Consider the following 11610-nt stretch of genomic DNA (forward strand, 5'->3'; position numbering starts at 1 on the left):
TGTTGGCAGGTTGGAAAGCGTGCTGATCATTGTGAGGCTCCTGTTGTCACGGGTTTGGTTGCCGACCTCGGTTGCCCCAAGGTCGGCTCAGGTTGTGTGGCCTCAAAAAACAATCAGTTCCGGCACCGGTCGACCGGCCAGCGTACCGTTATCGCGGTGTGTTCAACGCCGTCTCGGCACCTTGCTCGCGCACCCAGAACAACGTCGCCCCGGCCACCGCCGCCGGCATCATCAACAGGTTGACCACCGGCACCAGCAGCACCAGGTAGACGCTGCCGCCGAAGCTCATGCTCTGCCAGCGTTTCTGGCGCAGCCAGGCGAGCATTTCGTTCCAACCCAGCTTGTGGTTGTCGGCCGGGTAGTCGATGTATTGGATCGCCATCATCCACACGCCGAACAGCAGCCACAACGGCGCGGCGATCAGGTTGACCACCGGAATGAACGACAGGATAAACAGGCCGATGGCCCGCGGCAGGAAGTAGCCCAGCTTGCGCATCTCCCGCGCCAGGGTGCGCGGGACCATCGCCACCAGCTCGGCCCAACTGAACGGCGGGAAATCGTCGGTGCCACGCACCACCACTTCAACTTTCTCCGCGAGAAAACCGTTGAACGGCGCAGCGATGACATTGGCGAGCATGGTGAAGGTGAAAAACACCATCAACACCACCAGCACCACGAACAGCGGCCACAGGATATAGCTGAGGAAACTCAGCCAGCCGGGCAGCGTCGGCATCAACGCGTCGACCCACAGGCTGAACTGATGGCCGGCGAAATAGATCAGGCCGACGAACAGCACCAGGTTGATCGCCAGCGGCAGCAGCACAAACAGGCGCAGGCCGGGGCTCAACACCAGTTTGAGGCCTTCACGCAGGTATTGCGGACCGGAAAGAACAGGGGCGGGCATGGAGAACTCCGAGCAGAATGACGAACGCGCCGACCTTACCGGCTTTGCCTTCAGGACGAAAGCACGCGCAATGCCAGGACATCAGCAGAAACAAACGCGTCGATCAACTGGGCCTGCTGCATAGATACTGCCTATGAGCTGGATTGTTATTCCGTATTTCCTTAATCTTGCCCCCCTCTATACGCTGCACCCATTATTTTCAGGATCTGCGAGTTCAAGCCTTCCCCAAGTGCTTCGCGGTCCTTTTTTATTCCAGCCGCCTTGTTGTCCGGGCGGTCGACAGGAGCGAGTCATGTCTGATACCCGTCATTCGCGAGTGATTATTCTCGGTTCCGGCCCTGCCGGTTACAGCGCTGCCGTCTACGCTGCCCGAGCCAACCTCAAGCCACTGCTGATCACCGGCATGCAGGCGGGCGGTCAGTTGACCACCACCACTGAAGTCGACAACTGGCCGGGCGACGTCCACGGTCTGACCGGCCCGGTGCTGATGGAGCGTATGAAAGAGCACGCCGAGCGCTTCGAAACCGAGATCGTGTTTGACCACATCAACCAGGTCGACTTCTCGAAAAAGCCTTACAGCCTGACCGGCGACAGCGGCGTCTACACCTGTGACGCGCTGATCATCGCGACCGGCGCCAGCGCCCGTTACCTGGGCCTGCCGTCGGAAGAAGCGTTCATGGGCAAGGGCGTGTCCGCCTGCGCGACGTGCGACGGTTTCTTCTACCGCAACAAGCCGGTCGCCGTGGTCGGCGGTGGCAACACGGCCGTGGAAGAGGCGCTGTACCTGGCCAACATCGCCAGCACCGTGACCCTGATTCACCGTCGCGAAACCTTCCGCGCCGAGAAGATCCTGATCGACAAGCTGCACGCGCGTGTGGCTGAAGGCAAGATCATCCTCAAGCTCAACGCCACCCTGGATGAAGTCCTCGGCGACAACATGGGCGTGACCGGTGCGCGCCTGAAAAACAACGACGGCAGCTTCGACGAGCTGACAGTCGACGGCGTGTTCATCGCCATCGGCCACACCCCGAACACTTCGCTGTTCGAAGGCGTGCTGGACGCCAAAGACGGTTACCTGGTGGTGCAGGGCGGTCGCGAAGGCAATGCCACGGCGACCAACATCGAAGGCATCTTCGCCGCCGGTGACGTGGCTGACCACGTGTACCGCCAGGCCATCACCTCGGCCGGCGCCGGTTGCATGGCGGCCCTGGATGCCGAGCGTTACCTCGACGGTTTGCAGAACGCTTAGGTCTGAACCCGCTGAAATGAAAAAACCGGCGAAAGCCGGTTAATGAGATGGTCACCCCCAACACCCTGTGAGGGCTACGCTTTCACGGGGTGTTTTGTTTTCGGAGGCCATCATCATGAGCGAGTCAGCACTGATCGGTATCGATCTCGGCAAACATACTTTCCACCTGCACGGCCAGGATAAGTCGGGCCGCGAGGTGTTTCGCAAAAAATGCTCACGAGCGCAGATGATGCAGTTTTTCGGCAATGTGCCGAGCTGTGTCGTGGTGATGGAGGCCTGTGCAGGGTCGCATTTTGTCGCTCGCCAACTGATGGCGATGGGACACACGGCCAAGCTGATTTCCCCGCAGTTCGTTAAGCCCTTCGTCAAGGGCAACAAAAATGACTTCGTCGACGCTGAGGCGATCTGTGAAGCCGCTTCCCGCCCATCCATGCGCTTCGTTACGCCTAAAACCGAATCCCAGCAAACCCTGTCTGTGCTGCATCGGATGCGCGAATCGTTGGTGCATGACCGCACCAAAACGGCTAATCAGATGCACGGTTTTCTGTTGGAGTTTGGAATCAGCCTGCCCAAGGGATTGGCCATCATGAAGCGTTTGGCGAGCGTTTTGGCCGAGCACGAATTACCCGTTCGTCTGACGGTCTTATTGCAGCGCCTGCACGATCACTTCGTCTATCTGGATGAGCAAATCAAAGCGCTGGATAAAGAACTGGCGGGCCAACTGGCCAACGATGATCTGGGCAGTCGTTTGCTGAGCATGCCGTGTGTCGGCCCGATCACCGCCAGCCTGCTGGCTGTGGAGATGGGCGATGGTAAACAGTACCGATGCGGTCGCGACTTTGCCGCCTCCGTTGGCTTAGTGCCCAGGCAGTACAGCACGGGCGGCAAGGCCAATCTGCTGGGGATCAGCAAGCGGGGTGACAAGCATCTGCGACAACTGTTGGTGCAGTGTTCCAGGGTCTATATGCAGAGGCTGGATCACCAGAAAGGCGCTCTGGCTGACTGGGTTAAAACCTTGCTCAGTCGACGACATTCAAATGTCGTGGCCTGTGCCCTGGCTAACAAACTGGCGCGTATCGCTTGGGCGATAGCCGCTCGCCATACGCAATATGAAGCAGGGCCAGACGCTTTGAACGCCTGACCCTGCAGTTGTTGCAGTACCACGATTCACCCTTCAGGTTTTGCGATAGCTGAACAACAGATGATGTGAACGGCACACCGGCCTGGCGAAGATCCTGACATAAAAATCGGCTTCAGAAGCCGACCGGTTTTTAAGGATCGTCAGGCGCGACTCTCATCGTGGCGCTGGGGCATACCCCAAACAGACGCCGGATAGATTTAAGCAAGCCAACCACACCACCCGTTGATCAGTATTGCAAAAATGGGGGTGACCATAGATTTTTTGCGCGGGATTTGATGATCCATCGCTATCTCAATTTGGTAATCCAATCACTGTGGGAGCTGGCTTGCCTGCGATAGCGGTGTGTCAGCCAACGTCTATGCAGGATTTACCGCCGCCATCGCAGGTAAGCCAGCTCCCACATTAAATCGGGTTTTCACGTTGGATCAGCGGCGAGTCAGAGGTTGCTGGTCAAACTTCACACCCGCCAACCCGTGCGCGATCAACGCCCGAATATTGCCATGGTCACTGCCCTCAGGCGTGGCGACCACCGAACGGTAATGCTCGCCAAACGCCAACAAGGCGTGCTGGTCGCTCAACCCTTCCAGCAAGGCCAGGCCCAGGGTCTTGCACGAACCTTCGTTCTGCCCGGCGGCGTTTTCCACGGTGCCGTTGGTGAAGGCTTGCGGCTGGTAGTCGTAACCGGCGGCAACGAAGGCCAAGGTGTCGGCGAAGAGATGTTCGCCGCTGTCGAGGCTGGCGCGCAGGGTATTCAGGTCAGTCATGGGGTTTTCCTTTGGCGAACGCCGCCTGTTGTTCGGCGCTGGCTTCTTGCTGGTATTGGGCTTTCCACTCGGCATACGGCATGCCGTACACCACTTCACGCGCGTCATCGAGGCTCAGCGCGATCTGGCGCTCGTCGGCCTCGGCCTTGTACCACTTGGACAGGCAGTTGCGGCAGAAGCCGGCGAGGTTCATCAGGTCGATATTCTGTACATCCTTGCGGCTGTCCAGGTGTGCGACCAGCCGCCGAAAGGCGGCGGCTTCGAGTTCGAGGCGTTGTTGATCGGTCATAGGGCTCACGTAAATCCAGGGGTTAGCGGCTGGCCGCCAGGGTAATCGAAACCGATTCGGCAAAGCGCAGCGCGTGGGGCTTGTCCACTTCGACTTCGGCGTACAGCACCGACTCGTTGCTCATCACCAGGTCCAGCAGTTCCTGGGTCAGGCGCTCCAGCAGGGCGAAGCGGTTGCCTTCGACGTGGGCAATGATCGCCTTGGTGATGGTGCGGTAATTCAACGCGTGGTCGATATCGTTGTCGCGCACGGCGTCCTGGGCGGCATACAGGATGGTCAGGTTGATCAGCACATCCTGCTTGTTGAGGATTTCATCCTCGTTGATGCCGATATAGGTGCGCAGGCACAGGTCCTTGACCCGGATGCGCGCCATGCCTGGTTGAAGTTGTGGCATTGCTACTTGCTCCGTCCAATCAGTTGCAGGAACTCCATGCGCGTGGTGTTCGACTCGCGGAACGCGCCGAGCATCACCGAGGTGTTCATGGTTGAATTCTGTTTTTCCACGCCGCGCATCATCATGCACATGTGCTTGGCTTCGATCACCACCGCCACGCCGGAGGCCTGGGTCACGTCCTGGATGGCGTCGGCGATTTGCCGCGTGAGGTTTTCCTGGATCTGCAGGCGCCGCGCGAACATGTCGACGATGCGCGCCAGCTTCGACAGGCCCAGCACCCTGCCGGTCGGAATATAGGCCACATGGGCCTTGCCGATAAAGGGCAGCAGGTGGTGCTCGCACAGCGAGTACAGTTCGATGTCCTTGAGGATCACCATCTCGTCATTGTCGGAGGCGAACAGCGCGCCGTTGACGATCTCTTCGAGGTTTTGCTCGTAGCCATGACACAGGTATTGCATGGCTTTGGCGGCACGCTTGGGGGTGTCGAGCAGGCCTTCGCGTTCCGGGTCTTCACCTAGGCCTTTAAGGATCTCGCGATAGTGGTGGGGCAGGGATAAGGTCATACAACATCCTCACAAACGGCTTACTTGATATGCCGCCCACCGTTGACGGTCAGGGTGGTACCGGTGACGTAGGGGTTGTCCAGCAGGTAACGCACGCTCTGGTAAATCACCTCGGGCCCGGGCTCGATGCCCAGTGCCGACTTGGCCAGTACCTGGGTACGGTAGGCCGCGTCGTCGCCTTCGTTGAACATCACCATCGCCGGGGCGATGCCGTTGACTTTGATCAGCGGCGCAAACTGCGCGGCAAACGACAGCGTGAGGCTGTCGAGCCCGGCCTTGGTGGCGCAGTAGGCGATGTGCTGGCGGCTGCCCTTGCGCACCACATCATCGCTGATATGCACGATGTCGGCGGGTGAAGAGCGATGCAGCAAGGGTGAACAATGCAGGTTGATCAGGTACGGCGCAAGCATGTGTACGCTGAACATGTCGGTAAAGGCACGGCTTTCGTCGCCTGGGGTTTCCGCGATCCAGGCCGAAGCGTTGTGGATGATCGCGCGCAGGCTTTGGGTATGACGCTTCAACTCGGCGATAAACGCAAGAATCCCGGCTTCGCTGGAGAAGTCGGCAAACACGCCGATCGCGCCACGCTCGCGTAGCGCCTGCACGCCGGGGCGTTCGCTGCGGTAGCTGAAAAGCACCGAGTGGCCCTCGTCGAGCAGGCGTTCGGCACAATGCAGGCCGACGCGCTGGCCGGCGCCGGTGATCAGGATCGGGGCGTTCGTTGCAGTCATGGGAGGCTCAAGTCGCTGGCAGGGTCAAATCATACCAGTGACGAGCCCCCCTGTACTCACGCCGCGGCTTCGCTGGCCTTGGCGCGTGGCGGCGAAGGGTGCAACCAGTTGGCCAGCAGGTGGGTCGAGAGTGGAATGAACAAGTAGACCATCAGCGGAGTGAGCGCCAAGGTGCTGACCAGCACGCGGCTGAACAGGTCCAGCCCGCCGAGCAATGGCCCCAGGCCGAAGTTGAACAGCAACGACACCGGGAAAAACGCCAGCCAGATCGCCACCGCCTGTTTCCAGCGCGGCGGCCGTGTACCCGCAGCCCCGAACCAGCCATCGATGCCACGCACGCGATGCTCGGACGGGTCGGCAAACAGCTCGCTGCCCCGGCTCAGCCACGCGCTGCGTGACGCGGAAAATTCCCAGGCATGCAGGGTTTTTTCGTCGGCGAAGCGGAAAATAATCTGAAATTCATCATCAAGGGGCGGTGGTGCGAGGACGCCGGAGCCCAGGTAGCCGGGGAAGTCAGTGGCCAGTCGCTCGCCTTCGCGCAGCCAGGCCATCAACTCTTCGTAGCGGCCCTTGGCCACGCGGCGCGCAACCATCAGGGTGACGGGTGAGGTAGACATTGTGTATCTCCAAATAGAACGGGTGCGCTGAACCGGGTAGGTGGCACACAGACGACGCTGCGGGGGTGTTGCAGCGACGCTTTATCGGTAAGCAAGGATTATTCCTGTTTTGCAGAAATACACCAGCAGCATTGGTCCATTAGGTACACACCTTGATATACATCGCGGTAAAGGCGTTAAATGGGACTCACTTTCAAACGGACGTTCATGACCTCTGATGCCCGAAATCATTGCTCCTATTCGCGAATCCACCGCCCCCAGCCCTGCCGATTCCGATGAGTTGTTTCCGATTCGTGACGTGTCGAGATTGACGGGCATCAACCCGGTCACCCTACGTGCCTGGGAGCGGCGTTACGGCCTGATTCAACCCACGCGCACCGAAAGCGGGCATCGTCTGTACTCCAAGGCCGATATTCAAACGGTTCATCGCATTGTCGATTGGATCGAGCGTGGCGTGGCCGTGAGCAAAGTGGGCAAGATCCTTGCGCGTGACGATCAGCAGGCCGCCGCCGTGCGTGTCGAGCACGACACGGTCGAGCTAGGCGAATGGCCGCAATGGCAGGCGCGCCTGGTGCTGGCCGTGGGCGCGTTCGATGATCGTCAACTGGAGCAACTGTACAACCAGGTGATCGCCACCTACCCGCTCAACGTCGCGTTCCAGGACATCCTGATGCCTCTTTGGAACGACCTGTTGCGTCATCAGGGGCGCTTCGGCCAAGCCAGTGAATGGCTGTTCTTCGACAACTTCCTGCGGGTGCGGGTGTTGCAGCGTTTGCAACTGGCGTGTGCGTCAGCGGCGCCACGGGTGTTGCTCGCGGCCATTCCCGGCGAGTGCCGTAAATTGGAATTGCTGGTGGCGGGGCTGTTGATCGGTCGAGACGATCTGGCCGTGAAGGTGCTGGGGATGGGGCAGCCTTTCGATGAATTGACGCTGGTGTGTGAAAAGACGCAACCCGAGGCGCTGGTCCTCTTCTCCAATTACTCACACACCCAAGCGTTGGCCGGGCGTTTGAACCGCCTGGCGTTGACCCTCGATTGCCCGCTGTTTCTTGCCGGTGCCGCGTCAGACCTGGCCCAGGCCGATCTGACGGGCTCCGCCGTTGGCTGCCTGGGCAATGAAGGACGCTTGATGCAACGGCGCTTGCAGCAATTTCTCAGCGGTAACCTGGATACCTGAAGATCAGGCGTGCATCTGCGGATGTACCAGGCGGTGCTGGTGCAGGATGAATTGGCGCAGGCGCTCGGTCTCATCCGGGTTGTTCTGGCCCAGGCGATAGGCAAACAGTCCCCGTGCGGTTTCCCGCTCCAGCGTGCCGCGTAGCGCAATGCGTTCATAGCCGGAAGGGCTGAACCACAGGGCAAAGGTCTTCGGCGTCTTGATCCGGCCACGGATCTCCACCAGCACACCCTTGAACGAAACCTCATGCACCCACAGCGCACTCGGGTTGCCCCTGACATTTTCCAGCGCCACTGGCGTTTCAAGAGCCAGGCGCCACGGACGAATCATCGGCCCGTCTTCAAAAATGCTCGGCACGCCCAGGCGTAAATGCACGGCATGAAACTCGTCTTCCACCAACTGCAGCGGGAAGGTGAGTTGCTGGTTGTCGAATTGCGCCTGGAGGGTGACGTGATCGTGGGCGGCCAGCCGAGTGAGCAAATCGCGAAGCTGCGCAGCGCCGTTGACGGTCAGGCTCGACGATGCATCCCGCAGGTTGAGTTGGGGGTTGTGCTGCATGTCCTGAATGAAATCCAACTCGTCCTGAGTCAGAAGCGCGTCGCGTTGCATTGATCTTGCTCAAGGGGGAGAGTGTTAAAACGCCATTATCCGCTCTAAAGACATCATTTTCTAAGTTTTGTTAGATCCGCTCGTCGCCTTGATCGCTGCCAGCTCGGCCTTGACCTGCGCCAACTCCGCCTCCAATTGCGCGACGCGCTGCTGGGCCTTGACCTGCAAGGTCACGTCCTTTTGCACACCGACAAAATAGGTCTGCTTGTCGGCATGGTTGTACACCGTTGAAAGCGACAGCTCGTTCCAGAAGTGGCTGCCGTCCTTGCGATAGTTGCGCAGGATTTCCCGGCAGGCGCCGCCGCTGTCCAGTGCTTCGCGAATGGCCATCAGCGCCGGTTGATCACGGTCGCCGGACTGCAGGAAGCGGCAGTCCTGATACAGGACGTCGTCCAGGGTGTAACCGGTCAGGCGCTCGAATGCCGGGTTGACGTAGATCAGCGGTTTGTCCCGGCCTTCCCGCTCGGCCACGACAATCCCATCGTTGGAAGCGTTGACGACCATTTGCAGCAGCTTGGCGTTAATCATTGCGCGGTCCCTGGCGTGTGCTTGAACTGCCAGTTTATGGCAAGTCTTGAATGTTGCACGGCACGCGCCGAAATATTTGCCCCAGCTGGTAATATCCCAGGCTTTCGCTCAATGACAGGATCAGTATTGATGAGAGTCGCCATTCTTTCCGGCTCGGTGTACGGCACGGCTGAAGAAGTCGCCCGCCACGCTGCCGACATCCTTACATCGGCCGGCTTCGAGGCTTGGCACAACCCGCGCGCGACCCTGGCGGACGTGTTGGCCTTCGCCCCGCAGGCGTTGCTGGCGGTGACGTCCACCACCGGCATGGGCGAACTGCCGGACAACCTGCAACCGCTGTATTCGAGCATTCGCGACCAGTTGCCCGCGGCCTGGCGCGGTTTGCCGGGTGCGGTCATCGGCCTGGGCGACGCCAGCTATGGCGATACCTTCTGCGCCGGCGGCGAGCACATGCGCGAGCTGTTCAGTGAGTTGGGCGTGCGCGAAGTGCGGCCGATGCTGCGCCTGGACGCCAGCGAAAGCGTCACCCCGGAAACCGACGCCGAGCCCTGGCTGGCCGAGTTGATCACTGCCCTGCGCGGCTGACCGGAAACTCCCGCAACAACGCCAGCCAGGCCTGGGCGGCTTTCGACAGATAGGCGCCCTCACGCCAGACAAACGCGATGTCCCAGCGCAGGAAGTCGGGCGCCTTCAGCGTGAGGCGCACCACCCCGGGCCGCACCAGCCCGCGAGCGACCACGCTGGGCAACAGCACCACGCCTTGACCGGCCGCGACCAGGGCGGCGAGAAAATCCGCCTGGCCGCTGCGGCCTCCTTCCTTCGGCGTAAAGCCCACTCGCTGACACGCCTGCGTCAAGCGGTCGTTCAAGACAAAGCTGCGCTGATACATCAGGAACGGTGTGTCTGCCAATTCTTCCAGGCGCACCTGGGCGTTCTGTGCCAAGGGGTGGTTCATCGGCAGCAAGGCATCCAGCGGCTCATCGCAGAAGTCTTGCCAGGCGAATGCCGGGTCGCTGGGTTTCAAGCTGCCGCCCACTTCCAGCTCGCCGCTCAAAATCGCCTGCTCGATACTGCGGCTGCCGCCCTCCAGCAACTGGATGGTGACGTTCGGATAGCGCCGGCGGTACTCGGCGAACAAGTCGGCAAACAGCGTATCGCCGCCCAACTGCGGCAAGCCCAGGCGCAACTCGCCACGGGTCAGGTGCTGCATGTCGTCCAGCTCGCTGAGCAACTCATTCTGCAGGCGCAGCATGGCTTCGGCGCGTTGCAGCACAACCTGGCCGGCGGCAGTCAGGCGGATCTGCGAGCCGATGCGGTCGAGCAACGGCGTGCCCAGGCTGTGTTCCAGCTGTGCGACCTGTTTGCTCACGGCGGACTGGCTGATGTGCAGGGTTTTTCCGGCCTGGGTAAAACCGCCGCGGTGGATGACTTCGACAAAACTGCGCAGCTGTTTGAATTCCATGGGTACGATTCCAGTTTGGAATAGTTGGCAGTCTAACAATTCGCTGTGGGGATGGAAGCGCTCTCTCTAAAATGGAGGCCTACGAGGACCCAAAGCCCATGAAACGTTTAAGCTTCAAACACGTCGGCCGTCTGCTGACTGAATTGGTCGTGCTGCTGGCCATCTACCTGCTCGGTACGCAACTGGTGGCCTGGTTGGCGTGGCCCATCCCCGGTGGGGTGATGGGCCTGGGCCTGTTGCTGGCGGCTTTCGCCACCGGCCTGGTCAAACCGGCGGCCCTGCAACTGGGGGCGGGTGTGTTGATGGCGGAAATGTTGTTGTTCTTTATTCCGGCCTTGATGAGCCTGCTGGACTACGGCGGCCTGGTGCGCAATGACGGTTGGCGGATTCTGCTGGTGATCGGCTTCAGCACCCTGGCGGTCATGCTGGTGACGGCCTTCACCGTGGAACTGGTGTGTCGCTGGAAGCTGCGCCATGAAGCTTGAACTGATGCCAGTGTTCTGGCTTGCCCTGACCCTGGGCGCGTATTTCTTCAGTCGCTGGATCTACCGTCGGACCGGGCGCTACCTGTTGTCGCCGCTGATCCTGGTGCCCGCGCTGCTGCTCGCGGTGGCCGTGCCGATGCACACCGCCTATGCCGAATACGCCAGCGACACCCATTGGCTGATGCTGGTGCTGGGCCCAGTGACGGTGGCGTTCGCGGTGCCGATCTGGCAGCAGCGACGTTTGCTGGCGCGGTATTGGTCGGCCTTGCTGCTGGGGATGCTGGCCGGCAGCGCGGCGTCCATCGGCACCTCGTTCGGCCTGGCCAAGGCACTGGCGCTGGACAGTGCGGTGACGATGTCGCTGGTGCCGCGTTCGATCACCACACCGTTTGCCATGCCGATGTCTTCCGACCTCGGCGGCGTGCCGGAACTGACGGCGGTGTTCGTGATGTTCACCGGCGTGTTCGGCGCCATGCTCGGGGGTGTGCTGCTCAAGTGGCTGCCGCTGCGCACGCCTTTGGCACGCGGGGCATTGTTTGGGGTGGGCGCGCACGGCGCGGGCGTGAGCCGGGCCCATGAAGTGGGGGGCGAAGAGGGCTCTGTCGCAGGCCTGATGATGGTGTTGACGGGGCTGCTCAACCTGTTTGCCGCGCCTTTGTTGGCGGCACTTCTCTGACGCGACTTGGACAGATTTAAA

16 protein-coding genes are annotated in these 11610 nt (G+C 60.7%); 6 read left to right on the top strand and 10 right to left on the bottom strand.

The genetic code is table 11. The features are described from left to right. Nucleotides 1-148: 148 nt before the first annotated feature. Nucleotides 149-904 (bottom strand): sulfate transporter CysZ, encoded by a 756-nt coding sequence (gene cysZ / locus ACVWZP_RS25790; RefSeq protein WP_017847757.1) that lies wholly within the window; start codon nt 902-904, stop codon nt 149-151. Between the two features lie 292 nt (nt 905-1196). Between cysZ and trxB the strand changes: the two genes are divergently transcribed. Together trxB and ACVWZP_RS25800 are read left to right on the top strand one after the other, a co-directional pair. Further along, entirely contained in the window at nt 1197-2153 is a 957-nt protein-coding gene (gene trxB / locus ACVWZP_RS25795) for a thioredoxin-disulfide reductase (protein WP_017847758.1), read from the top strand. Nucleotides 2154-2268: 115 nt separating this feature from the next. After that, complete coding sequence (locus ACVWZP_RS25800) at nt 2269-3294, top strand: IS110 family RNA-guided transposase (RefSeq protein ID WP_079443074.1); 1026 nt, start codon at nt 2269-2271, stop codon at nt 3292-3294. 425 nt (nt 3295-3719) lie between these two features. Here the strand turns inward: ACVWZP_RS25800 and ACVWZP_RS25805 are convergent, their stop codons facing one another. Genes ACVWZP_RS25805 through ACVWZP_RS25830 form a run of 6 tightly spaced genes read right to left on the bottom strand, consistent with a single transcriptional unit; the run spans nt 3720 to nt 6652 of the window. After that, the gene (locus ACVWZP_RS25805) at nt 3720-4058 is read right to left on the bottom strand and encodes a HopJ type III effector protein (protein ID WP_017847759.1); all 339 of its coding nucleotides are present in this window, start codon (nt 4056-4058) and stop codon (nt 3720-3722) included. Beyond that, nucleotides 4051-4347, bottom strand: coding sequence for a DUF1244 domain-containing protein (locus ACVWZP_RS25810; protein WP_017847760.1), 297 nt, complete (start codon nt 4345-4347; stop codon nt 4051-4053). The genes ACVWZP_RS25805 and ACVWZP_RS25810 overlap by 8 nt, the downstream gene beginning before the upstream one ends. A 22-nt stretch (nt 4348-4369) precedes the next feature. After that, complete coding sequence (folX, locus tag ACVWZP_RS25815; RefSeq protein ID WP_026140129.1) at nt 4370-4741, bottom strand: dihydroneopterin triphosphate 2'-epimerase; 372 nt, start codon at nt 4739-4741, stop codon at nt 4370-4372. Between the two features lie 2 nt (nt 4742-4743). Next, nucleotides 4744-5304, bottom strand: coding sequence for a GTP cyclohydrolase I FolE (folE, locus tag ACVWZP_RS25820; protein ID WP_017847762.1), 561 nt, complete (start codon nt 5302-5304; stop codon nt 4744-4746). A 20-nt stretch (nt 5305-5324) separates the two neighbouring features. After that, entirely contained in the window at nt 5325-6035 is a 711-nt protein-coding gene (folM, locus tag ACVWZP_RS25825; RefSeq protein WP_046382094.1) for a dihydromonapterin reductase, read from the bottom strand. Nucleotides 6036-6091: 56 nt separating this feature from the next. Beyond that, on the bottom strand, nt 6092-6652 hold the full coding sequence (locus tag ACVWZP_RS25830) for an antibiotic biosynthesis monooxygenase (protein WP_046382095.1): 561 nt from the start codon (nt 6650-6652) through the stop codon (nt 6092-6094). Between the two features lie 217 nt (nt 6653-6869). Between ACVWZP_RS25830 and ACVWZP_RS25835 the strand changes: the two genes are divergently transcribed. Continuing rightward, nucleotides 6870-7829 (top strand): MerR family transcriptional regulator, encoded by a 960-nt coding sequence (locus tag ACVWZP_RS25835; protein ID WP_457370246.1) that lies wholly within the window; start codon nt 6870-6872, stop codon nt 7827-7829. A 3-nt stretch (nt 7830-7832) separates the two neighbouring features. On the opposite strand, the gene ACVWZP_RS25840 is transcribed toward ACVWZP_RS25835, so the two are convergent. Both ACVWZP_RS25840 and ACVWZP_RS25845 read right to left on the bottom strand, forming a co-directional pair. Next, the gene (locus tag ACVWZP_RS25840; protein WP_017847766.1) at nt 7833-8438 is read right to left on the bottom strand and encodes a hypothetical protein; all 606 of its coding nucleotides are present in this window, start codon (nt 8436-8438) and stop codon (nt 7833-7835) included. Between the two features lie 60 nt (nt 8439-8498). Then, a complete protein-coding gene (locus ACVWZP_RS25845) occupies nt 8499-8966 on the bottom strand; it encodes a PAS domain S-box protein (protein ID WP_017847767.1) in 468 nt (155 codons plus the stop codon). Nucleotides 8967-9095: 129 nt separating this feature from the next. On the opposite strand from ACVWZP_RS25845, the gene ACVWZP_RS25850 reads away from it, so the two are divergent. Beyond that, the gene (locus tag ACVWZP_RS25850) at nt 9096-9551 is read left to right on the top strand and encodes a flavodoxin (RefSeq protein ID WP_046382097.1); all 456 of its coding nucleotides are present in this window, start codon (nt 9096-9098) and stop codon (nt 9549-9551) included. Here the strand turns inward: ACVWZP_RS25850 and ACVWZP_RS25855 are convergent. Then, entirely contained in the window at nt 9532-10428 is an 897-nt protein-coding gene (locus tag ACVWZP_RS25855) for a LysR family transcriptional regulator (RefSeq protein WP_046382098.1), read from the bottom strand. The two genes, ACVWZP_RS25850 and ACVWZP_RS25855, sit on opposite strands and share 20 nt — an antisense overlap. Before the next feature lie 98 nt (nt 10429-10526). On the opposite strand from ACVWZP_RS25855, the gene ACVWZP_RS25860 reads away from it, so the two are divergent. Next, nucleotides 10527-10913: a CidA/LrgA family protein gene (locus tag ACVWZP_RS25860; protein ID WP_046488242.1), complete on the top strand. Its 387-nt coding sequence runs from the start codon at nt 10527-10529 to the stop codon at nt 10911-10913. Continuing rightward, nucleotides 10903-11589, top strand: a complete 687-nt coding sequence (locus ACVWZP_RS25865; RefSeq protein WP_017847771.1) for an LrgB family protein — start codon at nt 10903-10905, stop codon at nt 11587-11589. The genes ACVWZP_RS25860 and ACVWZP_RS25865 overlap by 11 nt, the downstream gene beginning before the upstream one ends. The last annotated feature ends 21 nt before the right edge of the window (nt 11590-11610 follow it).

Source organism: Pseudomonas sp. TE36184 (assembly GCF_054060055.1).

Excerpts from the sequence above, each read along its gene's own strand:
- cysZ (WP_017847757.1), bottom strand. The coding sequence starts at position 904 with ATGCCCGCCCCTGTTCTTTCCGGTCCGCAATACCTGCGTGAAGGCCTC.
- trxB (WP_017847758.1), top strand. The coding sequence starts at position 1,197 with ATGTCTGATACCCGTCATTCGCGAGTGATTATTCTCGGTTCCGGCCCT.
- ACVWZP_RS25800 (WP_079443074.1), top strand. The coding sequence starts at position 2,269 with ATGAGCGAGTCAGCACTGATCGGTATCGATCTCGGCAAACATACTTTC.
- ACVWZP_RS25805 (WP_017847759.1), bottom strand. The coding sequence starts at position 4,058 with ATGACTGACCTGAATACCCTGCGCGCCAGCCTCGACAGCGGCGAACAT.
- ACVWZP_RS25810 (WP_017847760.1), bottom strand. The coding sequence starts at position 4,347 with ATGACCGATCAACAACGCCTCGAACTCGAAGCCGCCGCCTTTCGGCGG.
- folX (WP_026140129.1), bottom strand. The coding sequence starts at position 4,741 with ATGCCACAACTTCAACCAGGCATGGCGCGCATCCGGGTCAAGGACCTG.
- folE (WP_017847762.1), bottom strand. The coding sequence starts at position 5,304 with ATGACCTTATCCCTGCCCCACCACTATCGCGAGATCCTTAAAGGCCTA.
- folM (WP_046382094.1), bottom strand. The coding sequence starts at position 6,035 with ATGACTGCAACGAACGCCCCGATCCTGATCACCGGCGCCGGCCAGCGC.
- ACVWZP_RS25830 (WP_046382095.1), bottom strand. The coding sequence starts at position 6,652 with ATGTCTACCTCACCCGTCACCCTGATGGTTGCGCGCCGCGTGGCCAAG.
- ACVWZP_RS25835 (WP_457370246.1), top strand. The coding sequence starts at position 6,870 with ATGCCCGAAATCATTGCTCCTATTCGCGAATCCACCGCCCCCAGCCCT.
- ACVWZP_RS25840 (WP_017847766.1), bottom strand. The coding sequence starts at position 8,438 with ATGCAACGCGACGCGCTTCTGACTCAGGACGAGTTGGATTTCATTCAG.
- ACVWZP_RS25845 (WP_017847767.1), bottom strand. The coding sequence starts at position 8,966 with ATGATTAACGCCAAGCTGCTGCAAATGGTCGTCAACGCTTCCAACGAT.
- ACVWZP_RS25850 (WP_046382097.1), top strand. The coding sequence starts at position 9,096 with ATGAGAGTCGCCATTCTTTCCGGCTCGGTGTACGGCACGGCTGAAGAA.
- ACVWZP_RS25855 (WP_046382098.1), bottom strand. The coding sequence starts at position 10,428 with ATGGAATTCAAACAGCTGCGCAGTTTTGTCGAAGTCATCCACCGCGGC.
- ACVWZP_RS25860 (WP_046488242.1), top strand. The coding sequence starts at position 10,527 with ATGAAACGTTTAAGCTTCAAACACGTCGGCCGTCTGCTGACTGAATTG.
- ACVWZP_RS25865 (WP_017847771.1), top strand. The coding sequence starts at position 10,903 with ATGAAGCTTGAACTGATGCCAGTGTTCTGGCTTGCCCTGACCCTGGGC.